Annotated in this window: 24 protein-coding genes and 1 pseudogene; 8 read left to right on the plus strand and 17 right to left on the minus strand. The window is 70.9% G+C overall.

What is annotated here, in order from left to right:
* Positions 1-9: 9 nt before the first annotated feature.
* Positions 10-1,161 carry an RNA-guided endonuclease InsQ/TnpB family protein gene (locus QSK17_RS05900; protein ID WP_285703399.1) on the minus strand — a complete coding sequence of 384 codons (1,152 nt, stop codon included), beginning with the start codon at positions 1,159-1,161 and terminating at the stop codon, positions 10-12.
* A gap of 48 nt (positions 1,162-1,209) precedes the next feature.
* Here QSK17_RS05900 and QSK17_RS36385 point away from each other — a divergent pair.
* The 3 genes and pseudogenes from QSK17_RS36385 to QSK17_RS05915 form a co-directional block, all read left to right on the plus strand.
* Positions 1,210-1,353 (plus strand): annotated as a pseudogene (locus QSK17_RS36385) (transposase); the annotation flags it as partial.
* A gap of 143 nt (positions 1,354-1,496) precedes the next feature.
* Entirely contained in the window at positions 1,497-2,162 is a 666-nt protein-coding gene (locus tag QSK17_RS05910) for a TetR family transcriptional regulator (RefSeq protein WP_285703401.1), read from the plus strand.
* A gap of 461 nt (positions 2,163-2,623) precedes the next feature.
* Positions 2,624-3,154, plus strand: a complete 531-nt coding sequence (locus QSK17_RS05915; RefSeq protein WP_285703402.1) for a glycoside hydrolase family 113 protein — start codon at positions 2,624-2,626, stop codon at positions 3,152-3,154.
* Here QSK17_RS05915 and QSK17_RS05920 read toward each other — a convergent pair.
* The 9 genes from QSK17_RS05920 to QSK17_RS05960 form a co-directional block, all read right to left on the minus strand.
* Positions 3,135-3,923: a class I SAM-dependent methyltransferase gene (locus tag QSK17_RS05920; protein ID WP_285703403.1), complete on the minus strand. Its 789-nt coding sequence runs from the start codon at positions 3,921-3,923 to the stop codon at positions 3,135-3,137. The two genes, QSK17_RS05915 and QSK17_RS05920, sit on opposite strands and share 20 nt — an antisense overlap.
* A 14-nt stretch (positions 3,924-3,937) precedes the next feature.
* Positions 3,938-4,609 carry a DUF4191 domain-containing protein gene (locus QSK17_RS05925; RefSeq protein WP_285703404.1) on the minus strand — a complete coding sequence of 224 codons (672 nt, stop codon included), beginning with the start codon at positions 4,607-4,609 and terminating at the stop codon, positions 3,938-3,940.
* A 167-nt stretch (positions 4,610-4,776) separates the two neighbouring features.
* The gene (lipA, locus tag QSK17_RS05930) at positions 4,777-5,706 is read right to left on the minus strand and encodes a lipoyl synthase (RefSeq protein ID WP_285703405.1); all 930 of its coding nucleotides are present in this window, start codon (positions 5,704-5,706) and stop codon (positions 4,777-4,779) included.
* Positions 5,707-5,741: 35 nt separating this feature from the next.
* Positions 5,742-6,395 (minus strand): lipoyl(octanoyl) transferase LipB, encoded by a 654-nt coding sequence (lipB, locus tag QSK17_RS05935; protein WP_285703406.1) that lies wholly within the window; start codon positions 6,393-6,395, stop codon positions 5,742-5,744.
* A gap of 52 nt (positions 6,396-6,447) precedes the next feature.
* Positions 6,448-7,197: a Type 1 glutamine amidotransferase-like domain-containing protein gene (locus QSK17_RS05940; protein WP_285703407.1), complete on the minus strand. Its 750-nt coding sequence runs from the start codon at positions 7,195-7,197 to the stop codon at positions 6,448-6,450.
* Between the two features lie 32 nt (positions 7,198-7,229).
* Entirely contained in the window at positions 7,230-8,123 is an 894-nt protein-coding gene (locus QSK17_RS05945; RefSeq protein ID WP_285703408.1) for a TIGR01777 family oxidoreductase, read from the minus strand.
* A 187-nt stretch (positions 8,124-8,310) separates the two neighbouring features.
* Positions 8,311-9,771 (minus strand): 2-oxo acid dehydrogenase subunit E2, encoded by a 1,461-nt coding sequence (locus QSK17_RS05950; RefSeq protein WP_285703410.1) that lies wholly within the window; start codon positions 9,769-9,771, stop codon positions 8,311-8,313.
* A 32-nt stretch (positions 9,772-9,803) separates the two neighbouring features.
* The gene (lpdA, locus tag QSK17_RS05955; RefSeq protein WP_285703411.1) at positions 9,804-11,183 is read right to left on the minus strand and encodes a dihydrolipoyl dehydrogenase; all 1,380 of its coding nucleotides are present in this window, start codon (positions 11,181-11,183) and stop codon (positions 9,804-9,806) included.
* Positions 11,184-11,261: 78 nt separating this feature from the next.
* Entirely contained in the window at positions 11,262-12,800 is a 1,539-nt protein-coding gene (locus QSK17_RS05960; RefSeq protein WP_502889143.1) for a leucyl aminopeptidase, read from the minus strand.
* A gap of 92 nt (positions 12,801-12,892) precedes the next feature.
* Between QSK17_RS05960 and QSK17_RS05965 the strand changes: the two genes are divergently transcribed.
* Both QSK17_RS05965 and QSK17_RS05970 read left to right on the plus strand, forming a co-directional pair.
* The gene (locus QSK17_RS05965) at positions 12,893-13,240 is read left to right on the plus strand and encodes a GntR family transcriptional regulator (protein WP_285703414.1); all 348 of its coding nucleotides are present in this window, start codon (positions 12,893-12,895) and stop codon (positions 13,238-13,240) included.
* Positions 13,237-14,232 carry a DUF1648 domain-containing protein gene (locus QSK17_RS05970; RefSeq protein WP_285703415.1) on the plus strand — a complete coding sequence of 332 codons (996 nt, stop codon included), beginning with the start codon at positions 13,237-13,239 and terminating at the stop codon, positions 14,230-14,232. Before QSK17_RS05965 ends, QSK17_RS05970 begins: the two co-directional genes overlap by 4 nt.
* A 217-nt stretch (positions 14,233-14,449) precedes the next feature.
* Here QSK17_RS05970 and QSK17_RS05980 read toward each other — a convergent pair whose 3' ends face one another.
* Together QSK17_RS05980 and QSK17_RS05985 are read right to left on the minus strand one after the other, a co-directional pair.
* Positions 14,450-15,445, minus strand: coding sequence for an adenosylcobinamide-GDP ribazoletransferase (locus tag QSK17_RS05980; protein WP_352231771.1), 996 nt, complete (start codon positions 15,443-15,445; stop codon positions 14,450-14,452).
* Between the two features lie 78 nt (positions 15,446-15,523).
* A complete protein-coding gene (locus tag QSK17_RS05985; RefSeq protein WP_285703416.1) occupies positions 15,524-16,735 on the minus strand; it encodes a bifunctional adenosylcobinamide kinase/adenosylcobinamide-phosphate guanylyltransferase in 1,212 nt (403 codons plus the stop codon).
* A 198-nt stretch (positions 16,736-16,933) separates the two neighbouring features.
* Between QSK17_RS05985 and QSK17_RS05990 the strand changes: the two genes are divergently transcribed.
* From QSK17_RS05990 to QSK17_RS06000, 3 genes are all read left to right on the plus strand, one after another.
* Positions 16,934-17,140 carry a hypothetical protein gene (locus QSK17_RS05990; protein ID WP_285703417.1) on the plus strand — a complete coding sequence of 69 codons (207 nt, stop codon included), beginning with the start codon at positions 16,934-16,936 and terminating at the stop codon, positions 17,138-17,140.
* A gap of 304 nt (positions 17,141-17,444) precedes the next feature.
* Positions 17,445-17,573 (plus strand): hypothetical protein, encoded by a 129-nt coding sequence (locus QSK17_RS05995; protein ID WP_285703419.1) that lies wholly within the window; start codon positions 17,445-17,447, stop codon positions 17,571-17,573.
* 156 nt (positions 17,574-17,729) lie between these two features.
* Positions 17,730-18,806: a TauD/TfdA family dioxygenase gene (locus QSK17_RS06000; RefSeq protein ID WP_285703421.1), complete on the plus strand. Its 1,077-nt coding sequence runs from the start codon at positions 17,730-17,732 to the stop codon at positions 18,804-18,806.
* Positions 18,807-18,883: 77 nt separating this feature from the next.
* Here QSK17_RS06000 and QSK17_RS06005 read toward each other — a convergent pair whose 3' ends face one another.
* Genes QSK17_RS06005 through QSK17_RS06025 form a run of 5 tightly spaced genes read right to left on the minus strand, consistent with a single transcriptional unit; the run spans position 18,884 to position 23,532 of the window.
* Positions 18,884-19,303: an ester cyclase gene (locus QSK17_RS06005; RefSeq protein WP_285703423.1), complete on the minus strand. Its 420-nt coding sequence runs from the start codon at positions 19,301-19,303 to the stop codon at positions 18,884-18,886.
* The gene (locus QSK17_RS06010; RefSeq protein ID WP_285703424.1) at positions 19,285-19,737 is read right to left on the minus strand and encodes a VOC family protein; all 453 of its coding nucleotides are present in this window, start codon (positions 19,735-19,737) and stop codon (positions 19,285-19,287) included. The genes QSK17_RS06005 and QSK17_RS06010 overlap by 19 nt, the downstream gene beginning before the upstream one ends.
* A 50-nt stretch (positions 19,738-19,787) precedes the next feature.
* On the minus strand, positions 19,788-20,702 hold the full coding sequence (locus QSK17_RS06015) for an ABC transporter permease (RefSeq protein ID WP_285703426.1): 915 nt from the start codon (positions 20,700-20,702) through the stop codon (positions 19,788-19,790).
* On the minus strand, positions 20,699-21,877 hold the full coding sequence (locus QSK17_RS06020) for an ABC transporter permease (protein ID WP_285703428.1): 1,179 nt from the start codon (positions 21,875-21,877) through the stop codon (positions 20,699-20,701). The genes QSK17_RS06015 and QSK17_RS06020 overlap by 4 nt, the downstream gene beginning before the upstream one ends.
* Positions 21,874-23,532, minus strand: a complete 1,659-nt coding sequence (locus QSK17_RS06025) for an ABC transporter ATP-binding protein (RefSeq protein WP_285703429.1) — start codon at positions 23,530-23,532, stop codon at positions 21,874-21,876. The genes QSK17_RS06020 and QSK17_RS06025 overlap by 4 nt, the downstream gene beginning before the upstream one ends.

Genomic DNA, 23,532 nt, shown 5'->3' on the forward strand with positions numbered 1-23,532 from the left:
GGGTACGGGTCAGGCCGCGTCGTCGGCAGCGTGACTCACTGCCCAACCCGCGACACCGCGCGAGGCGATGTTGCGGGCTGCGTTGACGTCGGCGTGCTCAGCGAAGCCGCACGACGTACAGGAGAAGGTTTTCTGGTCGGGCCGGTTCTTCTTGTCCACGTGCCCGCAGGCCGAGCAGGTCTGGGAGGTGTAGGCCGGATCGATGTGGATCACGGCGACCCCGCGCTGGGCCGCCTTGTAGGCGATGAAGCTCCCCAACTGGTGGAAACTCCAGGAGTGCAGCGTGACCCGCTGGGGCTTGCGGAGCCGTACCCGGTCACGGATGCCGCCCAGGTCTTCCAGGGCGATACCGCGTCCGGTGCGTTCTGCCTCGGTCACGATGCGTTTGGCGATGCGGTGATTGGTGTCGGCGGCGAACCGTGCCTCCTTGCGGCGGCGCTTCTTCAGCAGCCGTTTGGCGGACCTGGTGGCCTTGGCCTGCAGCCGGCGGCGTAGTTCCCGGTTGCGGTGGCGGACCGCGTTCAGGCCCTTACCGCAGTGGCGGGCGCCGTCGCTGGTGGTGGCGATGTTGGCGATGCCCAGATCCACCCCTATGAAGGCGTCGGGTTCGGTGACCGGAACATCGGGGATCTCGCAGGTCGCGTACAGGAACCACATGCCGTCCCGGCAGACCAGGTCGGATTCGCCCTTCCGGTACAGGGCGAGCGTCTTGAGCTGGTCGGCCGAGCCGACGAACGCGACATTGCGCAACCGGCCGGCCGTGGTCCAGATCGACACCGTGCGCGCGTCGATCTGCCAGGACAGGCAGCGGTCATCGAACGGCTGCGCGGCACCGGCGCGGAAGACGATCGGTTTGCTCTCGGCCCGCGCGCGGCGCCGGGAGCCTTGCGGTCCCAGGTTCCCGGCCCGGGTGTTGGCCTTCAGTGTGGTGTAGGCGTCGGCGACCTTCTTGATCACATGCTGGGCGGCCTGCGCCCCCAACCCGCGCGCTTTCACCTCGCGATAGGTGTGCTTGCGCAGCGCGTACTCGCGCCGGTCCCCGGTCGTGAACGCGGTCATCGAGGCGAAGTTCGCGGCGTCGTTGCAGGCGCGCAGTGTCGCCTCCAGCGCTGCCGCCTGCTCAGGCGTCGGCCGCAGCCTCACCTGCACCACCAGCTTCACATCGAACACACTATCGGTTGGTTCATGTCGCCGTGATGGAAACCAAAACTGTGCAAGGGGTTTCCCGCTCATGTCCGCAGATACCTGTGGGGCGGCCATTTCTGGTCACCGTCGTACTTCGCGGCGTCCTGCGGCGGTGCCCCGCTGTCGATCATCAAGGAGTACATCGAGAATCAGAAGCGCCCGGACTAGCGTCCGGGCGAGGCGAGGGAAGCGATTCCTCCCGGGCGTAAACGCCCGGGGTTCCTCGCTATATACCGCTGAAAGCCGCCGCGCCACAGCGTAAAAAGATGAACCGGGTTTGCATCTGAACCCGGTTCATTTATTGTGCCGGTATGGCAGGTCTCAGGGAGGACAAGAAGCGGCGGACGCGACAGGCGATCGCCGACGTGGCGCTGCGGCTCTTCGCCGAGCGCGGGTTCGAGGCGGTCACCGTCAACGAGATCGCCGAGGCGGCGGGCGTCGCGAAGGTCACCCTGTTCAAATACTTCCCGGCGAAGGAATCCCTCGTCCTGCACGCGGTCGAGGACGAGGACCTGGCCGGGATCGTGACCTCGCGGCCGCCCGGTCAGACGCCTCTGCGGGCCCTGCGGGCGCACTTCCGGGCGTTCGCCGCCGAGCCCGACATCGGCGACCCGGACGAGCTGGTCGCCCGGATGAAGGTGATCGTGGACAGCCCCGCGCTCACCGCCGCCGCCAACCGTCTCCATTACGGCCAACGGCGTGCCCTGGCCCGTGCCCTGGCCGGTGACGACGGTCCACACCCGCCGTGCGAGAGTGCCGGGCCGACGGTCGAGCTGGCGGTCGAGCTGGCGGCCGCGCAGATCAGCGCCGCCGTCCTGACACTCCAGGAGACGTTCTTTCAGCGCATCGCCTCCGGGATGCCGCTCGCCGAGGCCGGCCGCCGCCTGCTCGCCGACGTCGACCTCGCCTTCGACCTGCTGGAGAGCGGGCTGGAGAGCGGGCTGGGGAGCGGGCTCCAGCACGATCCGGCCCGGTAGGCCCCGCACACGGAGCGCATGACGATGAACCCCTCGACCTGGGAGCTGTGACATGAGAGCTGTGGGCATCAACTACGACACCGGGTTCCTCCCCGGCGCCGCCTCCCGGCGGCACTTCGACCCCGAGGTGGTGCGCCGCGAGATGCGCGTCATCGCCGACGACCTCCACTGCACCGCCGTACGCGTGTCGGGTGGGGACCCGGAGCGGCTCAGCGTGGCCGCGGAGCACGCCGCCGCCGCGGGACTCGAAGTCTGGTTCGCGCCGTTCCCGTGCGAGCTGACCACGGAGGAGATGCTGCCCTTCTTCGCCGACTGCGCCGCCCGCGCCGAACGGGTGCGTATGGCCGGCGCCGAGGTGGTCTACGTCATGGGATGCGAGATCAGCGGGTTCGCGCCCGGCTTCCTGCCGGCCGCTCTACGACCGGCTGGCCGCCCTCGGGTCCTTCACGGAGGAGGACTGGATGTCGATGGGGCCGATGCTCGCCCGGCTGAACGCCTTCCTGGCCGAGGCCGCGGAAGGTGCCCGCGCCCGGTTCGGCGGGCGGGTGACCTACGCGTCGGCGCCCTGGGAGTTCATCGACTGGACGCCGTTCGACCTCGTCGGCGTCGACGCCTACCGCGCCGCCTACAACGCGGCGAACTTCCGTGAGGAGATCCGCGGACATTTCCGGCACGGCAAGCCGGTCGCGGTCACCGAGTTCGGCACCTGCCCCTACAAGGGGGCCGGTGACCGAGGCGGCATGGCATGGGCGATCGAGCAGGTGGACGATCTGGTGCCGGACGAGTCCGAGCAGGTGCGGTACTTCACCGAGCTGCTCGACGTCTTCGCGGCGGAAGGCGTGGACAGCGCGTTCTGGTTCACCTTCGCCGGCTACGAGCGGCGCGGCGACGCCGACCTCGGCTCGTACGGCGTGGTCAGCATGATCGACCGGGAGCGCTGGAAGCCGCGGGAGGTCCTCCACGCCATGGCGGCTACCTGTTCTCGCAGGTGAAGATCGCGGTGCCGGGGAAATGCCGGCCGCGCAGGGGGCTCCAGCCGCCCCACACGCCCTCGTGGCCGTCCGGCCACTCCGGCTCGATCAGGCCCGTCAGGACGAACCCCGCCCCGGCGATGAGACCGACCCAGTCGCCCAGCGTCCGGTGGTGTTCCACGTAGGACGGCGTCCCGCCGCCTGACAGCTCCACGTACGGCGCGCGGTCGAAATAGGAGCGGTCCGCCGTCAGCCCGCGCGGGCCGGGGTCGTCGGGGAACGCCCACCGGATCGGGTGGCTGACCGAGAACACGAACCGCCCGCCCGGGCGCAGCACACGGCGCACCTCGGCGAGCACGGCCCCGGCGTCCGCCACGAACGGCAGCGCCCCGAACGCCGAGCAGGCGAGGTCGAAGGCGTCGTCGAGGAACGGAAGGACCTCCGCGTCCGCCTGCACGACCGGCACGGACCGGCCCGTCTCCTCGTCGATGCGGCGCGAGTGTTGAAGCTGCCGGTAGGAGAGGTCGAAGGCCGCGACGGACGCGCCCCGGGCGAGGAGCCACCGGCCGCACTGCCCGGCGCCGCAGCCGATCTCCAGCACCCGGCGGCCGGTCACATCGCCCAGCAGCCGGGCGTCCGCCTCGTCCAGCCCCTCCGGGCACCAGATGAAGCCGTCGTCGCGGAGGAACTTGCCGTGCTCCGCCTGGTACTCGTCCGCCGCGCCGTCCCACCAGCCACGATTGGCCTGCGCGGTCTCGGCGCGGGTGACGGATTTCCTCGTGACGCCCACGTTCGACCCGAGGCTCAGCGGGCCTTGGGGCCGCGCGGCATGCGGACGTTCTTGGGCATGGGGCCCTTCGGCATCGGCATGGCCGGCGTGAGCGCGCGCATCCGGTTGTTGATCTCGGACACGACGGGCTTCTTGAGGTTGCGCGGCAGCTTCATCAGGTGGCGCTGGAGCTTGGCCAGCGGCACCTGGCCGTCGCCGTCGCCGCACTGGACGTCGTACACCGGGACGTCGATCGCGACCCGCTGCACCCGCTTCTTCTCCGCGACCAGCATCCGCTGCACGCGGTTGCCCGGACCCTCGGAGACGAGGATCACGCCGGGGTAGCCGACCACGCGGAACACGAGGTCCTGGTCGCGGTTGACCGCCACCGGCTTCTCCTCGACGTACCAGTTGCCGCGCATGCCCTGGAGGATCGCGTACGTCGCGCCGGGCTGGCCGTGGAGCATGCTGTACTGCGCGCTCTGCGCCAGCCGGCTGAACACGATCATGCCCACAAGGACGGCGGCGAGCACACCGAAGACGTACCACGTCCAGCCGAAGAAGACGCCGAGGACGACGAAGACGGCGAGGGTGCCCAGCGCCGACCCGTAGACGATCGGCATGCCCTTGGGGTTGGCCTGTTTCACGAACTGGGCGACCATCCGGATCTGCTTGAGCCGTCCCGGAGTCGCAGGGTCTTTCGCCATGCTCAGCAGGATACAAATCCCAGGGCGAATTAATGAAAACGAGACCCGCCCGGCCGGCTCACGAAGGAGCCGGACGAGCGGGTCTGGAAGGTCCCCTGAGGGGTTTTGGCGGGTTCTGGGTCGTGTTTCGTGGATCTTTGCCGTAGCGAGGATCCACGAATCACTCCCTAGAGGCTCTGCCGCGCCGCGATCGCCTGCTGGTACAGGCGGCCGGCCCGGTAGGACGAGCGGACGAGCGGTCCCGACATGACGCCGGCGAAGCCGATCTCCTCGGCCTCCCGCTCCAGCTCGACGAACTCCTCGGGCTTGACCCAGCGCTCGACCGGGTGGTGGCGGGGGCTCGGGCGGAGGTACTGCGTGATCGTCACCAGGTCGCAGCCCGCCTCGTGGAGGTCGCGCAGCGCCTGGGTGATCTCCTCGCGCTCCTCGCCCATGCCGAGGATGAGGTTGGACTTGGTGACCAGCCCGGCCTCGCGGGCCATGGTGATCACTTGGAGGGAACGCTCGTAACGGAACGCGGGCCGGATCCGCTTGAAGATCCTGGGCACGGTCTCGATGTTGTGCGCGAACACCTCGGGCTTGGCGGAGAAGACCTCCTCGAGCTGCTCGCGGATGCCGTTGAAGTCGGGCACCAGCAGCTCGACACCGCAGCCGGGGAGCTGCGCGTGGATCTGGCGGGCGGTCTCGGCGTACAGCCAGGCGCCGCCGTCGGGCAGGTCGTCACGGGCGACACCGGTGACCGTGGCGTAGCGAAGGCCCATCTGCTGGACCGACTCGGCCACGCGACGGGGCTCGTCGCGGTCGTACTCGGCGGGCTTGCCGGTGTCGATCTGGCAGAAGTCGCAACGCCGGGTGCACTGGTCGCCGCCGATGAGGAACGTGGCCTCCCGGTCTTCCCAGCACTCATAGATGTTGGGACAACCGGCCTCTTCGCAGACCGTGTGCAATCCCTCGCGCCGCACCAGCGATTTGAGCTCGGTGTACTCCGGCCCGGTCTTCATCCGGGTCCTGATCCACGGCGGCTTCTTCTCGATCGGGGTCTGGCTGTTGCGCACCTCCAGGCGGAGGAGCTTACGGCCATCTGGGGCAACGGACACGCCGTCCAGCTTATTACCAGACGCCTCATGCACCGTCAGGCGAGGTCCTCCTCGTACATGTCGTACGGCTCGGTGCCGAGGGCCTCCGCGAGGCGCTTCTCGGCGAACGGGATGACCTCGTCGACGGTGATCCGGCGGCCCGTCTCCGCGGACAGGGAGGTGACACCCGAGTCGCCCTCGACGATCCGGTTGTACCAGCTCAGGTCGTTGACGCAGTTGAGCGCGAAACCGTGCATGGTCACGCCGCCGGCCACCCGGATGCCGATCGTGCCGAGCCTGCGGTCGGGCAGGCCGCTCGCGGCGTCTCCCGGCATCCACACGCCGCCCTGGCCCTCGACCCGCCGCGCGGCCAGCCCGAAGTCGGCGCAGATCTGGATCAGCACCTCTTCCAGGAGCCGGACGTATCCCGCGACGTCGGCGATCCGGAGGATGGGATAGCACACCAGCTGCCCCGGGCCATGCCAGGTGATCTTGCCGCCGCGGTCCACGTCGATGACGGGCGTGCCGTCGGCGGGGCGCTCGTGCGGCAGGGTGCGGCTGCCCGCGGTGTAGACCGGGGCGTGCTCCAGCATCAGGCACAGATCGGAGATCTCGCCCGCCGCCCGGCGGCGGTGCGCCCGGCGCTGGAGACTCCACGCCTGCTCGTACGGAACGTCGACGCCCAGGCGGACGACGGCGAGCCCGGTCATGCGACGCTCCCGGCGCCCGGGCGGGCCGGCCTCGTGGTCACGCTCCGCTCGTTCACTCGTCCAGGGTAGACGTGAGAAGCCTCGGCTCGATACGGAACTCCTTGACACCACCTGCACCGTCCTTCTCGATCCGGTACGCGTAGCCGCCGGGGTCGACCGTCACGGCCTGAATGAATTCGGTCCCCACGTAGTGCAGCCCGACGCCCTCGTCCGCGGCGTATCCGTCGGGCAGTTCGCCCGAGGCCACCGAGGCGTGCAGCAGCTCCCTGCGCTGCGCGTCGGAGTTGTAGTGCACGCCGCAGGAGTACGGCAGGAAGCCCAGCCCCTCGGCCCACGGGCGGAGTTTCGGCCCGAACGAATCGGTGTTGCCTCCGACATGCCAGCACAGGGCGCCCGCGCTCTGGCCCGACAGGACGATCCCCGACCGCCACGCCTCGGCGAACGCCTCGTCCAGCCCGTGCAGACGCCACAGCGCGGCGAGGTTGGCCACGCTGCCGCCGCTCACGTAGATGGCGTCCTGCTCCAGGATCCACTCGCCCGGCTCCGCGACGTTCGGCATCGGGAAGACCGTCAGGTGGCTGACCTCGACGTCCCACTCGCGGAACGCTCCGTACATTTTCAGCAGCCAGTCGGCGTCGTCCCCGGTCGCGGTGGCGAGGAGCCCCAGCTTGGGCCGGTCCTGGCCGGTGAGGTCCAGGACGTAACGCAGCAGGCCGGTCGGCTCGATGAACCCGTACCGCTCTGTCTGCCGGAACGATCCGCCGCCGATGGCGACGATGTGCGACTGTCCGATCCGGCTCATCGGTCACTCCAATATCGGGAAACAGGGATTCATTAGAGTACGGCGGCCAACGCTTCCGCGAGGGTGGGATGCGAGAACCGGTGACCGGCCTCCAGCAGACGGCGCGGGATGACACGCTGGCCGGTCAGCAACCCCTCGTTCGCGAACTCGCCGAGCGCCAGGCGCAGCGCGAACGCCGGGGTCGCGATGGGCATGGTGGGTCGTCGTAGCGCCCTCCCGATGGCCCTGGTGTATTCGGTGTTGGTCACCGGCTCGGGCGCGGTGAGGTTGACCGGGCCTGAGATGTCCGGATTCGCTATGAGAAATCTCACCGCGGTCAGCCAGTCGGGGAGGGAGATCCACGAGACGTACTGCCGCCCGCTCCCCAGGGCGGCGCCTGCGCCGACCTTGAAGATCGGCAGCACCTTGGCCAGCGCCCCTCCGCGGCGGCTCAGCACGACGCCGGTGCGCAGCCGTACGAGCCGGATGCCCTCCTGCTCGACCGGCCCCGCCGCCTCCTCCCAGTCCCGGACCAGGTCCGCCAGGAATCCGGCCCCCGGAGGCGCGGACTCGTCGACCTCCCGGTCCCCGGTGTCGCCGTAGTAGCCGACCGCCGAGGCGGACAGCAGCACCGGCGGCCGGCTCCTGAGCAGGCTCAGCCCCTCGACGAGCGTGCGCGTGCCGACGACGCGGCTGTCGACCAGCTCCCGCTTGTACGACTCCGTCCACTTGCGGTCCGCGATCCCGGCCCCGGCCAGATGGACCACCGCCTCCGCGCCCTCCAGGACGAAGGGGTCGAGAAGGTTCCGCTCCGGGTCCCAGAACGCCTCGTCCGGCGCCACGGGCTCCCGCCGTACGAGCCGCAGGACCTCGACGCCGTCGGCGCGGAGGGCGCGAACGAGGGCCGAGCCGAGGAATCCCGACGAGCCGGTCACAACGATGGTCATGCCGTCCACGGTAGGCGCCGGCCCGGGAAACGGCGGAGGCCGCCCCGTGACAACACGGGACGGCCTCCGGGAACCATGTGGCACGGCCGATCGGCACAGGGCTGATCGGCACGGCACTGATCGGCACAGCGCTGATCGGCACGGGGCCGATCAGCGCGACGCGCTACGGCTCAGCGCCGGGAACCGCTCAGGCGAGGCCGAGCTGGTTCTCGAAGCGGCCCTCCTCCAGGCGGCGCTTGACCGTCGTGAGGAAGCGGGCGGCGTCGGCGCCGTCGACCAGGCGGTGGTCGTAGGTCAGCGCGAGGTACACCATCGAGCGGACCGCGATGACCTCGCCCTCCGGCGTGTCGAGCACGACCGGACGCTTGACGACCGCGCCGGTGCCCAGCATGCCGACCTGCGGCTGGTTGAGGATCGGCGTGTCGAACAGCGCGCCGCGGCTGCCGGTGTTGGTCAGCGTGAACGTGGCGCCGGTGATCTCGTCGGGCGTGACCTTGTTGGCGCGGGTCCGCTCGGCGAGGTCGGCCGTCTTGCGGGCGAGGCCGGCCAGGTTGAGGTCACCGGCGTTCTTGATCGTCGCCGCGATCAGGCCGCGCTCGGTGTCGACTGCGATGCCCAGGTGCTCGACGTCGAAGTACGTGACCTCCATGGTCTCGTTGTTGATCGTCGCGTTGAGCTTCGGGTGCTGCTTGAGCGCCTCGATCGCCGCCATCTCGAAGAACGGCATGAACGACAGCTTGACGCCCTCGCGGCGGAAGAACTCGTCCTTGGCCCGCGCGCGCAGCCGCGCGATCTTGGTGACGTCGACCTCGACCACCGTGGTGAGCTGGGCCGCGGTCTGCAGCGACTCGACCAGGCGCTTGGACATCGTCTGCCGCAGGCGGGACATCTTCTCGGTGGTGCCACGCAGCGTGGTGTCCACCTGGACCTGCTCGGGAGCCGCGGCCGGAACGGCCGGGGCGGCCGGAGCCACTGCGGCGGGAGCCACTGCGGCGGGAGCCACTGCGGCGGGAGCCGCCGGAGCGGCGACGGCCGGGGCGGCGGCAGCGGCCTGCTCGCGCTGGACGCGGGCCGCCTCGATGACGTCCTGCTTGCGGATGCGGCCGCCCACGCCGGTGCCGGTCAGGGAGTCGAGGTCGACCCCGTGCTCGGTGGCCAGCTTGCGGACCAGCGGCGTGACGTACGGAGCCTCGCCGGCCGGAGCGACCTCGACGGCCGCGGCCACCGGAGCGGGCGCGACGACCGGGGCCGGGGCCGGAGCGGGCTGCGGGATCGAGGAGATCGGCGGAGCCGGGGCGGGCGTCGGCTCCGGAGCGGGAGCCGGGGCCGGGGCCGGAGCAGGGGCGGGCTCGGGCTCGGGAGCCGGAGCGGGCGCCTCGACGGCGGGAGCGGCGGGAGCGGCGGCGGCGCCGCTCTCGTCGATGATGGCCAGCTCGGCGCCGACCTCGACCGTCTCGTCCTCAGCGACGACGATCTTGGTCAGGTAGCCGGAGGACGGCGAAGGGATCTCGGTGTCGACCTTGTCCGTCGACACCTCCAGCAGCGGCTCGTCGGCCTCGACGCGCTCGCCTTCCTTCTTCAACCAGCGGGTTACGGTGCCCTCGGTAACGCTCTCTCCGAGCTGGGGCATGGTTACGGAGACCGGCATGGTTCTCTTCTCTCGCGTTTCCTGTGAGGGCCTTAGTTGTGGACGTGAAGCGGTTTGCCGGCCAGGGCCAGCATCGCCTCACCGAGGGCCTCGGACTGGGTCGGGTGCGGGTGGATCAGCTGGGCGACGTCACCGGGCGTGGCCTCCCAGTTGTAGATCAGCTGGGCCTCGGCGACGAGCTCGCCGACGCGGCTGCCCACCATGTGCACGCCCAGGACCCGGCCGTCGCGCTCGGCGACGACCTTGACCTCGCCCTGGGTCTGCAGGATCTTGCTCTTGCCGTTTCCGGCGAGGTTGTAGCTGAGCTCGACCACGTCGTGGCCGCGCTCGCGCGCCACGGCGGTGCTGATGCCCACCGACGCCACCTCGGGCTCGGAGTAGGTGATGCGCGGCACACCGTCGTAGTCGATCGGGACCGGGTTCAGCCCGGCGATGCGCTCGGCGACGAGGATGCCCTCGGCGAAGCCGACGTGCGCGAGCTGGAGGGTCGGGATCAGGTCGCCCACGGCGTACACGCCGGGGACGCTGGTCTGGCAGTACTCGTCGACCTTGACATAGCCGCGGTCGACGGTGACGCCCGCCTCCTCGAAGCCCAGCCCGGCGGAGACCGGGCCGCGGCCCACGGCGACGAGCATGAGCTCGGCGTCGAGGGTCTTGCCGTTCTCCAGGGTGACGACGACACCGGTCTCGGTGGTCTTGACGCTCTCGAACCGGACGCCGAGCTCGTACTTGATGCCCCGGCGGCGGAAGGCGCGCTCGAGGAGCTTGGAGTTGGACTCGTCCTCGAGCGGCAGCAGATGGGGGAGCGCCTCGACGATCGTGACCTCGGCGCCGAACGACCGCCACACGCTGGCGAACTCGACGCCGATCACGCCGCCGCCCAGGATGATCGCCGAGCTGGGGACGCGGTCCAGGACCAGCGCGTGGTCGCTGGAGACGACCTTGTCGCCGTCGATCTCCAGGCCGGGCAGCGACTTGGGCACCGAACCGGTGGCGAGGACGACGTTGCGCCCCTCGAAGACCTGGTCGCCCACCACGACGCGGTTCGGGCCGGCCAGCCGGCCCTCGCCCTCCACCACGGTGATCTTCTTGCTCTTGATGAGTCCGGCGAGGCCCTTGTAGAGCCCGCTGATCACCTTGTCCTTGTACGAGTGGACCGCGGGGACGTCGATGCCGTCGAACCTCGTGCGGACGCCGAACGCCTCGCTCTCGCGGGCCTGGTCCGCCAGTTCGGCCGCGTGCAGAAGGGCTTTGGTGGGGATACAGCCGCGGTGCAGGCAGGTGCCGCCGACCTTGTCCTTCTCGATGAGGACGACGTTCATGCCGAGCTCGGCCGCCCGCAGGGCACAGGCGTAACCACCGCTGCCGCCGCCTAGGACGACGATGTCGTAGGCGCCGCTGCCATCAGCCACAGGAATGCTCCTCCTTGGTTTGCCACACCGCCGGATGGACCCGACAGCATCTTTTCACTTGTCTCTGAAGATCGTGGTTCAGTCGGCGGTGTGCCCGCTGTCACCGGCGTAACGCTCCGCCAGTGCCACCAGTGTGCGGGTGATCGCGCCGGTCCCGCCCTTCGGCGTGTAGCCGTACGGCTCCGCCTTGTTGAAGGAGGGGCCCGCCATGTCGATGTGCGCCCAGCGGACGCCGTCCGGCACGAACTCCCGCAGGAAGATGCCCGCCGCGAGCATCGCGCCCCACCGGTCGGGGTTGAGGTTGGCGATGTCGGCGACCGGGGAGTCCAGGCCCTTGCGCAGCTCCTCGGGGAGCGGCATGCCCCAGGCGGCCTCGCCCTGGGCGACGGCGACCTCCACGACCTCGTCGCGGAGCGCGTCGTCGTTGGCCATGACGCCGCTGGTCCGCCACCCGAGCGCGACGATCTGGGCTCCGGTGAGGGTGGCGACGTCCACGATCAGGTCGGGGCCGTCCTGCGCGGCGCGCGCGATGCCGTCGACCAGCACCAGCCGGCCCTCGGCGTCGGTGTTGAGCACCTCCACGGTCTTGCCGCTGAAGGTGTGCAGCACGTCGGAGGGGCGCATGGCCGTACCCGACGGCATGTTCTCGGCGAGGCACAGGTAGCCGACGGCGTTGACCGGAAGGCCGAGCCTGGCGACGGCGATCAGCGCGCCCAGGACGGCGCCCGCGCCGCCCATGTCGGACTTCATCCAGTCCATCGCGTTGGCGGGCTTGAGCGACAGGCCGCCGGAGTCGAAGGTGATGCCCTTGCCCACGAACGCGACGGTCCGCGACGCGTCGGGGTGGCTGTAGGCGAGCCGGACCAGCCGGGGCGGGTTGACCGACCCCTGGCCGACACCGGTGATGCCGCCGTAGCCGCCCTCCTTGAGCGCGGTCTCGTCGAGCACCTCGACGGACAGGCCCGCCTTGGTCGCGGTGTCCTCGGCGATGTCCGCGAACTTCGCGGGCCACAGGTCCGAGGGCGGCATGTTGACGAGGTCGCGCACCAGGGCGACCGCCTCGGCGACGGTCGAGGCGCGCTCGACGGCGGCCTCCGCCCCCTCGGCGCGGGTGAGCACCGACAACTCGGCGACGGGGTCCTTGCGCTCGCCCGTGCGATATCTGGTGAAGTCGTAGGCGCCGAGCAGGGCGCCCAGCGCGACCGCCTCGGCCTCCTCGGCCGTCGAGGCGGGCAGGGCCAGGACGGCGGAGGCCGTGCCGGTGAGGGCGCGGGCGGCGGCGCCGGCCGCGCGGCGGAGTGTCTCAGTAGGGTAGCCGTCCGCGGGCCGTTCCCCGAGGCCGACGGCGAGCACGAGCGGCGCGGGAAGGGCGCCGAGAGTGGGGATCTTCGCGATCTCCTCGGGTTTCCCGCTGAATCCGACCGCGCCGAGCGCCGTGGCGAGGGTGCCGCCAAAGGCTTGGTCGAGGTCGTCGGCGCCGGGGGCGACCTGTGGGCCGTCCGGTGAGGTGTGGAAGCCGACTACGAGAGCATCGGTCTCGATGGAGACCGTGTCAGATGCGATAACGCGCACTGTGGTCACGGGTGCCGATGCTAGCTCTGCTTTCGGCGTACGCATAAACGAGGGTTCGTCCTACCAATAGCGTCGGCAAATGGTGCTGTTGGCGATAGCACCATCTGAACCAAGATAGTGCTAATGTCGCTAGCATCATGTTGCTGAAGCTCGATCTCAACGATCCGCGGCCCCTCCATGAACAGGTCGCCGACGCCATCCGGCGGGCGATCGTTCAGGGGGACGTCGCTCCGGGGGATCGGCTGCCCCCGGCCCGCGATCTCGCCGACGCGCTGGGCGTCAACGCCAACACGGTCCTGCGGTCGCTGCGCGACCTGAGAGACGAGGGCCTGCTGGAGTTCCGCCGCGGACGCGGTGTCTCGGTGCTGAGCCGGCCTGACCCCCGCGAGGCGCTCCGATCCAGGGCGAGGGACCTGCTCGACGAGGCCGCCCGGTACGGCTATCGCCCCCACGACGTCATCGAACTCATCAAGGAGATCTCATGAACACTCCCCCTGCGCGGGAAGGCTCCTTTCGCACGCGCTTCCTCCTGGTGGCCGGAGCCTGGGTCGTCCTCGTGTCCGCCGCGCTGGCCGCCGTGCCGCTCGGGTTCAGGGGTCGGCTGCCCGACCCCCTCGCCGCGCACTGGGGGCCGTCCGGAGATCCCGACGGCTCGATGCCGTTCGCCGCCTTCGTCCTCGTCGCCCTGCTGTGGGCCGTCGTCGCGGGAACGTGCCTGGGCGCCGCGGCGCGCGGCCGCCTGGTGATGAGGCGAGCGGGGCGCCGCAGCGTCGCGGCCGGGCTCGGCTGGGGCGCCGCCTTCCTGCTCGGCCTGCAGACCGTCACGATCAGCGCGAACCTGGATCGGGCGCGTTGGGAGGACGCGGCGTCGCTCGGCTGGCAGGTCGCCGCCGTGATCGCCGCGGCCTTCCTGGTCGGCGGGCTCGGCTGGCTGGCCGGGCGGCCGGGTCCCGACGAGCGGCCGGCCGGCGCCGAGCCTCGGCCGACGGCCCTCGTGCTCCACCCGGGGGAGCGGCCCGTGTGGGTCTCCACCGTGGCTTCGCCCCTCGTCGCGGGCCTGGCCTTCGCCCTCCTCGCCGCCGCCGTGTCGCTCGCCGCCTGCGTCCTCATGGGCTTCTCCGCGGCTCTGTGGATCGGGGTGGTGGTGTTCGCCTTCGTCGGCCTGCTCGGTCTCGGGCTCTCCTCGGTGAGGGTGAAGGTGAGCCCCGAAGGTCTCACGGTGTCGTACGGCCCGCTGCGGTGGCCGTCCAGGTCGGTGCCGCTCGGCAGGCTCGACCGGGCCTGGACGGAGCAGCGCTTCCCCTCGGATGTGGGCGGCTGGGGCTACCGCGGACTGCCCGGCCAGAGCACGATCATGATCCGTGGCGGCGAATGCCTCGTCGTCCGCTACACCTCGGGCGGGGAACTCGGCATCAGCGTGGACGACGCCGCCCAGGGCGCCGCGCTGCTCAACGCTCTTGTGGCGTCCAGGGACTGAGGGAGTGTCCATGCGTCGCCTCAACCACGGCCGGCCTGGTCGCGGTCGCCGGAGACGCGGCCCATCCGCCCAACCTCGCGCTCGCGGGCGTCACCGGCGTCGTCGGCTGGGTGATCCTCGCCGTCGTCGTGGCCGTCCTGCGCTCGCCGTACCGGTCGCGCGCGTAGATCGCCCCGGTGACCGGGTTCTCCGTCCGCCCCCCGTCGCGGACACGTTCTCAGAGAAGTAGAGCGCAGAGCAACAGCGTCGTGGTCGTCGCGCACTCGACCAACGCGCCGAGCACGTCCCCGGTGATCCCGCCGAGTCTGCGTACGGCCCGCCGCCGCAGCAGCGCCGCGGCGAGGAGGCCGGCCAGCACGGCGAGCGGGAACGTCGCCGGAGCCCACCGGATCGCCGACAGGAACGGCGAGGGCTCGGCCACGTTGACCATGGTGACGACTTCATAATGGGCGGTGTCGCCGCGCGGGTATCCGTACGAGTTCTCGAACACCCTGCCCGGGGGCCATTCGTCCAGCAGAGGTGACGACGGCCGATGCAGGTCACCCCAGATGACCCCGCCCGGCGCGGCGGTGAGATGACACGGGAGCACGCTCCCGAGGGCGGGCAGGAGCAGGGCCGCGCCGACGAGAACGCCCGCCGTCACGGCCAGGGCGGGGCCACGCCGCACGGTGCCCGCGACGAAGGCGCCCAGGCCGCCGGGGCGGGCGGCGGGGACGCTGTCGCGGCACGCCCAGGTGATCGCGAGCCGTCCGGTGGCGCAGGCGGCGATCAGCGCGGGCGGTCCGAAACCCCCCAGATGGGCCAGCGCCGTCACCTGGACGAGCAGCGTGAATACGAGCGTGACCACGCCGAACGGTCCGATGTCGGAACGCTTCATGATGTCGAGCGCCTGCTCGGCGGGCTTGCCGCTGCCCAGGCCGTCGGCCAGGTCCGCGAGGCCGTCGAGATGCAGGCATCGGGTGAGCCAGGCGAGCGTTCCGACCGCCAGCACCGAGGCGAGCAACGCGGAGCCGCTCAGCCAGGCTGCGGCGCCCGACACCGCGGCGGCGGCCGCCCCGAGGAGCAGCCCGGCGAACGGCGCCAGGAGCATCCCGCGTCCGGCGAGCCGGCGATTCACCTCGACGGCGCGTACCGGGAACACGCTCAGCGTTCCCAGCGCGAACCGCCACGCCGCCGCGGCGGAGGCGGGATCTCGCTCTGGCGTTCCGGACATAACGCATGATCGTAGCCGCGGACCAGGGCCGGGAGGTCCCACCGTCGCGGTCGCTGTCGTCGGCCCTGCCCCTCTGGGCTAGATCGGCAGCGGGAGCAGGCGGCCCGCCACGACGAGCGCGACCTCCTCGGACTCGCGGGCGAGGCGCTGGTTGAGACGGCCCAGCGTGTCGCGGAAGAGGCGGCCGCTCGCGGTGGCCGGAATCACACCGAGTCCCACTTCGTCGCTCACGGCGACCACCCGCGCCGACGTCCGCCGCCACGCGTCAACCAGTTCGTCGCAGCGCGCGGCCACCATGTCGAGCGGGGATGGCTCCTCTTCGGGCAGATCCGCGCTGCTCTCCTCCGGCGTGGACCGCCGCCTGTTAGGGGCGCTCTGTCCATGTGTGTCGGCTTCGCCGTGCGGGGTCTCGTGGTCGTACCCCGGCCAGGCTCCGCATTCGTCGAAGACGGCGGCGATCCAGGTGCCGAGCCCGTCGATGAGCAGCGTTCCGGACGACGCGCGGAGCAGCCCGGCGAGGTCGGTCGTCTCCACCGTTCCCCAGTGCGCGGGGCGGCGGTCGCGATGCGCCTTGACCCTGGCGAGCCAGGAGGGATCGTCACCTCCGGAAGGCCCGGTCGCCACGTACGTGACGTCCGCCTCGGCGGCGAGACGGAGTTCGGCCTCCTCGGATTTGCCGGATCGCGTGCCGCCGAGCAGCAGCGTCCGCCGTGGCGCCGGTCGCGTGGGCGCGGGCCGGTCACGCGTGTCCAGCACGGTCCCGTCGGGCACGGCGTCCGCCCCCCACAAGGCGAGGCGACGGGTCAGCTCCCTCTCAGAGGGGACGCGGTGGTCGAGCCCGATGGCGATGACGCGGGTTTCCGGCGTCACCAGACCCCGCCCGCGAAGGTCGCCGAGACGCTCCGGGCGGTCGAGCAGGTCGATGAGCACCACGTCGAACGGCATCGGCGGCTGATCCGTGACGTGTCGCTCGGCCGAGTGGAGTGCGGCGTGGAGCAGTCGCGCTCCGTCGGGACCGGTGACCGCGAGTCCGTCTGGTGTCCGTTCGAGCCGGTAGGCGTCCGGGTCCCGGTGGCAGCTCGGCGATTCCGCCGCACCGCCTGTGGGAGCGGATACGTCACCGACAGGGGCGGGTGCGGTGGAGGGATGGGGTGAGAGCCGTATCCGATCGTCGAGGACGATCGACAGCGGCCGGCGGTGCCCGGGAGCGAGCCGCCCGCAGGAGGCGCAGCCGCAGCCGGGGGAGGGCCACCCGTCGGGCCCGGCCGTGCCCTCCAGGAAAATCTTCATCCGATCCCTCCGTGACGCGCGGTCGGCCCGTGCCGGGCCTTCCGTGCGCCGCCCGCGGTGCCCGGATGGGCCAGGGCGCGCACTGGAACGATCACCGTCCCGGGCGGTTGTATGGTCGGCGGGACCTGCTCGGAGGCCGCTAACCACCGGATCACCACCGGGCGGGCATCGGCCGCACCCGGAAAAGGAGCGTAAGTCATGACGTGGCGATGGCGTTACGAGGACGCGAACGGTGGCGAGGTGGCCAACCGGGACCTGCCGAAGGAGATCTTCACCAACCAGGCCGACGCCGAGTCCTGGCTCGGGGAGAACTGGCGCGAGCTGCTGGATTCGGGTGTCGAGCAGGTGTCGCTGCTGGATGAGGACCGCGTCGAGTACGCGGCGATGTCGCTGCGTTCCGAGTGACGTGACAGGGCGGGCGGATCCGCTGGAGCGGCGTCCGGTTTTCGACGCTGCTCGACACGGCTCCGCCTGCCGTGCTTCTTGAACGCCTTCGCGTCGTGGGTGGCATCTGGTCTGTGACAGTGCTCGACACGTGTCCGCCCGCCGACGTCGCTGGACGCTTACGGCGTTTTCCGCCTGTCCACGCGGGGGCGGGCCGCCTGCGGGATCTCGCCGACTGTAACGGAGTGCGAGACGTCATCTCTATTGACGGAACCTTTGGTGCGGGTCTAGCGTGGCGGAAAGACGACCACCGCAGGAGAGCGCCATGATCCACGTAGCCGTACCCGGCTTCGCGGCGATCCTGTCCGGCTGGGAGGAACCGATGCGAGTCCACCCGCCGCGGAAGGGCATGCGCCCGGGCACCGCCGCGGGAGCTCCGCAGACCCCTTTCTGATCTCGGCACCAGAGGCGAGCGGCGCCGCACGAGCGGTCCCGCGGCGTCGTCCGCCGTCCTCGCCTGTCCGGACTTCCGCATCCCGGCTGTAACGGCCCTTCTGAGCTGTCACCGCCTTCTGAGACGCGACCCCAAAAGTACTCGGAGTGCACCATCATGACCACAGAAGTCTCCCTGTCCCCGATCACCGGCCCCTCCGCTTGGCGTGGCGACGAGCTGGCCGGCTCCACCGAATGGATCTACGTCCTCAGCGACGCCGAGCGCGAGGAGCTGGAGGAGGCCGGGCGCACGTTCGTCGCCGACGATCCCGACCTGCGCACCGTGGTCGCCGCCGACTACCCGCTGTCCGCCGCGCGCGGCCTGATCGACGAGTGCGCCCGGCAGATGGACGCCGGGCGCGGGTTCGTCCTGGTCCGCGGCCTGCGCACCGAGGGGTACGGCGACACGCTGGCCGGGGCGATCTTCTTCCTGATGGGCCTGCACCTCGGCACGCCGATGGAGCAGAACCAGCTCGGCGACGTGCTCGACCACGTCATCGCGACGTCCAACAAGACGCTGGACGACCCCGGCGCGCTGCCGTCGCGGGTGCGCGACCGGCTGCCGTTCCACTCCGACAGCTCCGACGTCGTCGCGCTGATGTGCCTGCGCGCCTCGAAGGAGGGCGGCGCCAGCAGCCTGGTGAGCGGCACGACGATCTACAACGAGATCGTGCGCCGCCGGCCCGACCTCGCGCCCCTGCTGTTCGAGCCGTGGCACTGGGACTGGCGCGGCCAGGACCCGGATGCGCTCGCGGACACCTACGTGTCGCCGATCTGCAGCTACGTGGACGGCAGCTTCAGCACGTACGCGGGCAGCTCGATGATCTTCTCCGCGCAGAAGTACGACGGTGTCCCGCCGCTGACCGAGGCCCAGATCGAGCTGCTGCACCTCTACGACGAGATCACGCAGGAGCCGGGGCTCGCGCTCGACATGGACTTCCAGCCGGGTGACGTCCAGTGGCTGCTGAACTACGCCGCCCTGCACTCGCGCACCGAGTACGTCGACTGGCCGGAGCCGGAGCGACGCCGCCACCTGCTCCGTCTGTGGCTCAAGCGCGACGTGGGCCGCCCGCTTGTGGACGGCTTCGGCAAGAACGTCGTGAAGGCGCGCGGCGCGGAGGAGCAGAAGCTGGTGGAGGGCGGCGCCTTCCGCATCGCCGAGGCGGTCGTGCCCAACCAGGACTGGGGCAACTGACCGCGGCGGGAGAACGAAAACGAGATGCCCTGGGGAACCGGTGCCCAGGGCATCTTTCGTATCTTTCGTCCGCGTTCCTACGCCGGCGGTTCGGCGAGCTGCCGGTGCACCTCGCCGCTGTCCCAGTAGTCCGTACGGTGGGTGATCAGGCCGTGCGCGCCCACCCGGAAGCGGAACACGCCGCGTATCCGGACCGGCTTGCGCCCGGCGGAGACCAGCGTGAACGACATCCGGTAGGCGAGCGCCGCCCGGCCGTCCTCCACGATCAGGTCCTCGACCGCGTAGTGCAGGTCCGCGAAGTCGGCCAGGAAACCGGTGAGGTTCGCCCGGTAACCGTCCCGGCCGGTGACGTCGCGGCCGAGCGCGGAGGTGTGCTCGTTGACGAAGTCCGGACTCACGCAGGCCGCGATCGCGTCGGCGTCGTGCGCGTTGAGCGCCGCGACGTACCGCGCGACCGCGGCCCGGGTGAGCTCGGCGCTCAGGAGGGGTTCGCCCACAGCTTGCGCACCGTGTCGAACACCTGCTGGTTGTGCGAGATCTCGATGACGTTGCCGTCGGGGTCCTTCAGGGCGCAGATGTAGCCGACCGGGTCGGGCATGTCCCGGGGCTCCCAGTGCAGGCAGCCCAGCTCGCGCGCCTGCTCGGCGATCGCGTCCACGTCACCGCGCTCCGGCACCTCGATGCCGATGTGCGCGAACGGCGTGAGCAGGCCGAGCTGCCCGCCCTTGTCCTTGTTGAACGAGACGAGCACCAGCACCATCGGCGTCTCGACCTGCTTGTCGTTGGACAGCCAGGCGCTCTCGCCGGCGTCGTCCCGGAACCGCTCCACGACCACCAGCGGCGTCAGCGACGTGTAGAAGTCGATCGCCTTGTCGAGGTCGCCGGTCGGCAGCGCGACGTGCGTCCAGCGTGCCTGGGTCAGACCGCTCATTTCTTCCTCCGATTTGTGTGATCTATCAAGGGGGAAAGTCGTGTCGCCGGTCAGGTGGAGCCCCGTACGAAGGGCTGCCCGAGCGCCTTCGGCTCGCGGTTCCTGGTCGTGAAGACCAGCATCGCGAGCAGCGCCAGCAGGTACGGAGCCACCACCAGCAGTTGCGAGTTCATCGTCAGGCCCAGCGCGGGCAGCGCGAGGCGCATGGCGTCGGCCAGCCCGAAGAGCACGCAGCCGAGCAGGGTGCGGCCCAGCCGCCAGGCGCCGAAAATCACCGCCGCGATGACGATGTACCCGCGACCGGCCGTCATGTTCTGGTTGAACGAGCCGACCTCGCCCACCGCGAGGTAGGCGCCGCCGAGGCCGGCCAGCGCGCCGCACCACAGCAGCGCCTGGCGGCGGCGCAGGTTGACGCGGATGCCGGTGACGTCGGCGGCCTGCGGCTGCTCGCCGACGGCCCGCAGCTCCAGCCCCCACCTGCTGCGCTCCACCAGCCACCAGGTCAGCGGGATGACGAGGAGCAGCAGGTAGACCGGCCAGCGTTCGACGAACAGCGGATGGCCGATCAGGGGGATGTCCCGCAGCCACGGGACGCTCACCTGCGACACCTGGTGGGAGTCGAAGGAGCTGATCGTGATCAGGTAGCTGGTCAGCCCCAGCACGAGGGCGTTGAGCACCAGGCCGACCACGAACGTGTTGACCTCCAGGCGGTGCGCGAGGTTCCCGTGCACGAAGCCGATCAGCAGTCCGATCAGCACGCCCGCCACCAGTCCGGTGGTCGCGCTGCCGGTCGCCGAGGCCGTGGCCACCGAGCCGAAGGCCGCGCCGAGCATCATGGCCTCGAGCGAGATGTTCATCGTCCCGGCCCGCTCGGCGAGGTACTCGCCGCAGGCGGCGAAGGCCAGCGGCACGGTGAGCCGGATCCCGCTGGACAGGATCGTCGAGATGTCGTCGGCGGCGCTCACGCGATGGCCTCCTCTGCGACGGGCGCGGCCTCGCGGCGGGCTCCCGCCGTACGGTCGCCGGAACGGCGCCGCCTGGCGAGGGCGACGACCACGGGCGGCGCGACGAAGGCGAGCACCAGCAGCGCTTTGACCACGTCCACCAGGAACGACGGCACGCCGGTCGCGGCCAGGAAGCCGCCTCCCGAGCGAAGCACGCCGAACAGCAGCGCGACCGGCATGGCGGCCAGCGGCCGGTTGCGCGCGACCAGGGCGACCAGCAGGCCGTCCCAGCCGATGTTCATCGAGAGGCCCGGCTGCAGCCGGTTGACACCCACCGGGCTGGCCAGCAGGACCGCCCCCGCCAGGCCGGCGAACGCCCCGGACACCGCCAGCGCCGCACCGCCCAGAGCGGTGACGCGGACTCCCGCGTGCTTGGCCGCGAGCGGGTTGCGGCCCAGCATGGTGATCTTGAATCCCCAGGTGGTGCGGCTGATCGCCACCGCGATCAGCACGGCGGCGATCAGCGCGATGATCAGTCCGGCATTGATCTGGAGGCCCGGATACTCGCCGATGGAGCCGAGCAGCGCGGAGGAGGGCAGCGGGTTGGACTGCGGTGAGACGATCGCGTTGCCGATGCGCGACTCCTGGAGGAGCCACGGCGTGTTCACGGCGTAGGCGACGATCTGCTGCGCGACGAAGGTCATCAGGAGCGTGCTGACCACGACGTTGACCCCGCGCAGCCGGTACATCAGGGAGCTGAGACCCGCCCACCCGCCCGCGGCCAGCCCGGCGGCCAGCAGCATGACCACGATGAGCAGCGGCCCGGTGATCGCCAGCCGCAGGCCGACCCAGGCCGCGGCCAGCGCGCCGATGAGCACCTGGCCTTCCTGGCCGATGTTGAACAGGCCGGAGCGCGCGCTGACGCACGCGCCGACGGCGACGAGCAGCAGCGGAGCCGCGTAGAGCAGCGTGGAACTCCAGGCCGTCAGGTCGGACATGCTGCCCTGGAACAGGGCCTCGACCGACGCGACGGGGGATCCCCCGGTGACCGCGATCAGCAGCGAGGAAAGGGTCAGCGCCACGAGCAAGGCGAGTATCGTTGCCGCGCCGGTACGCCAGCCCGAAGGTCCGGGGTTCAGGTTGGAGAGCAGGCGGCGGAGGACGTCACCCGAGCCGAGGTCCTCACGTTCGTTCACGCGGCCACCCCGCCCACCAGCATGCCGAGTCGTTCGGCCGTCGCCTCCCCGGTCGGGAGCACGCCGGTGATCCGCCCGGAACAGATCACCGCGATGCGGGAGGCCAGGGCCATGACCTCCTCGAGCTCGGTGGATATCAGCAGCACCGCCACACCTCCGGACGCGGCATCCTGTAGTCGTTGGTACATGTCCTCGATCGCGCCGACGTCGAGGCCGTGGGTGGGTTGCGCGGCGACGAGCACGCTCGGGCCGGCCGAGAGCTCGCGGGCCAGGACGACCCGCTGCTGGTTTCCTCCGGACAGGCTGCGGACCGGCGTGTCCATGGACGGCGCGACGATGTTGAACTCGGCCGCCAGGCGGCGCGCGATGCCGTACATCTTCCTGCGGCTGATGAAGCCCCGGCCGCTGACGTCGCCGAGCGACTTCATCACCAGGTTCTCGGCGATGCTCATGTCCAGCACGACGCCCGAGCTGTGCCGGTCCTCCGGGATGATGCCGAGGCCCGCCCGGTGCAGCGCTCCGGGACGGTCCAGCTCCACCGGCCGTCCGCCGACCTCGACCGTTCCCGAGGTGGGGAGGACGAGCCCGGAGAGCAGGTCGCCGAGGACGGACTGGCCGTTGCCCTCGACGCCGTACAGGCCGAGGATCTCGCCGGGGGCGATGTCCAGGCTGAGGTCGGAGAGGGCCGTCACGCCGTCCACCGTCACCGTCAGGTCGCGCAGCCGCAGCGCAGGGACCACGCCGGGTGCCGGGGAGGCGGTGCCGGTCTCGGTGTCCGGCGCGGTGCCGGTCTCGATGTCCGGCGCGGTGTCCAGCGCGGTGTCCGGCGCGGTGCCGGTGTCGGCGGGCCGCCCGCCGTCCACCGGCAACAGGCCCAGCGCCGCGCCCTCGGCCCGGAGCGAGACGTCCCGGCCGACCATCTGACGGGCCAGTTCCTGCGGCGTGGTCGCGGAGGTCTCGCTGTGGAAGACGACCCTTCCCTTGCGCAGAACCGTCACGCGGTCCGTCGCCGCGGTGATCTCCGCCAGCTTGTGGCTGATCAGGATGACCGCGCGGTCCTCTGTGCGCACCACCTGGCGCAGTACGGTGAACAGCTCGGCCGACTCGGCCTGGGTCAGCACGGAGGTCGGTTCGTCGAGGATCAGCACCGAGGGGTCACGACGCAGGCACTTGATCAGTTCCACGCGCTGCCGTTCCCCGGCGGAGAGCCGGTCGACCCGGGCCAGGGGGTCGATCGGCAGCCCGTAACGCCGGGACACCTCCTCCACCTGGCGGCAGGCCGCGGTTCGGTCGATCTTCCCGGTGTCGCCGAGGATGACGTTCTCCCAGACCGTCAGCGCGTCGATCAGGCTGAAGTGCTGGTGCACCATGCCGATGCCCAGCGCCACGGCCTCCTGCGGGCTCGTAATGTCGGCGGGCTCCTCGCCGCGCAGGATCGTGCCGGAGTCCCGCTTGACCAGCCCGAGCAGGATCTTCATCAGCGTCGACTTGCCCGCTCCGTTCTCGCCGAGCAGGCCGTGGATCTCGCCGTGGTGCACATCGAGATCCACGCCGTCGGAGGCGACGACCGGGCCGTAGCGCTTGCTTATCCCGCGAAGCCGCAGGGCGGGTGTCGTCGGCGGGGTCAGCTCCCTCGCCCGCTCGTCGATCGTCAT

Source organism: Microtetraspora sp. NBRC 16547 (assembly GCF_030268965.1).
Taxonomy (GTDB): Bacteria; Actinomycetota; Actinomycetes; order Streptosporangiales; family Streptosporangiaceae; genus Microtetraspora.

Excerpts from the sequence above, each read along its gene's own strand:
- QSK17_RS05960 (WP_502889143.1), bottom strand. The coding sequence starts at position 12,800 with ATGCGTACGCCGAAAGCAGAGCTAGCATCGGCACCCGTGACCACAGTG.
- QSK17_RS05970 (WP_285703415.1), top strand. The coding sequence starts at position 13,237 with ATGAACACTCCCCCTGCGCGGGAAGGCTCCTTTCGCACGCGCTTCCTC.
- QSK17_RS05995 (WP_285703419.1), top strand. The coding sequence starts at position 17,445 with ATGATCCACGTAGCCGTACCCGGCTTCGCGGCGATCCTGTCCGGCTGG.
- QSK17_RS05910 (WP_285703401.1), top strand. The coding sequence starts at position 1,497 with ATGGCAGGTCTCAGGGAGGACAAGAAGCGGCGGACGCGACAGGCGATC.
- QSK17_RS05965 (WP_285703414.1), top strand. The coding sequence starts at position 12,893 with ATGTTGCTGAAGCTCGATCTCAACGATCCGCGGCCCCTCCATGAACAG.
- QSK17_RS05925 (WP_285703404.1), bottom strand. The coding sequence starts at position 4,609 with ATGGCGAAAGACCCTGCGACTCCGGGACGGCTCAAGCAGATCCGGATG.
- QSK17_RS05980 (WP_352231771.1), bottom strand. The coding sequence starts at position 15,445 with ATGTCCGGAACGCCAGAGCGAGATCCCGCCTCCGCCGCGGCGGCGTGG.
- QSK17_RS05985 (WP_285703416.1), bottom strand. The coding sequence starts at position 16,735 with ATGAAGATTTTCCTGGAGGGCACGGCCGGGCCCGACGGGTGGCCCTCC.
- lipB (WP_285703406.1), bottom strand. The coding sequence starts at position 6,395 with ATGACCGGGCTCGCCGTCGTCCGCCTGGGCGTCGACGTTCCGTACGAG.
- QSK17_RS05990 (WP_285703417.1), top strand. The coding sequence starts at position 16,934 with ATGACGTGGCGATGGCGTTACGAGGACGCGAACGGTGGCGAGGTGGCC.
- QSK17_RS05915 (WP_285703402.1), top strand. The coding sequence starts at position 2,624 with ATGTCGATGGGGCCGATGCTCGCCCGGCTGAACGCCTTCCTGGCCGAG.
- QSK17_RS05945 (WP_285703408.1), bottom strand. The coding sequence starts at position 8,123 with ATGACCATCGTTGTGACCGGCTCGTCGGGATTCCTCGGCTCGGCCCTC.
- QSK17_RS06010 (WP_285703424.1), bottom strand. The coding sequence starts at position 19,737 with ATGAGCGGTCTGACCCAGGCACGCTGGACGCACGTCGCGCTGCCGACC.
- QSK17_RS06000 (WP_285703421.1), top strand. The coding sequence starts at position 17,730 with ATGACCACAGAAGTCTCCCTGTCCCCGATCACCGGCCCCTCCGCTTGG.
- QSK17_RS05940 (WP_285703407.1), bottom strand. The coding sequence starts at position 7,197 with ATGAGCCGGATCGGACAGTCGCACATCGTCGCCATCGGCGGCGGATCG.
- QSK17_RS05950 (WP_285703410.1), bottom strand. The coding sequence starts at position 9,771 with ATGCCGGTCTCCGTAACCATGCCCCAGCTCGGAGAGAGCGTTACCGAG.
- QSK17_RS06025 (WP_285703429.1), bottom strand. The coding sequence starts at position 23,532 with ATGACGATCGACGAGCGGGCGAGGGAGCTGACCCCGCCGACGACACCC.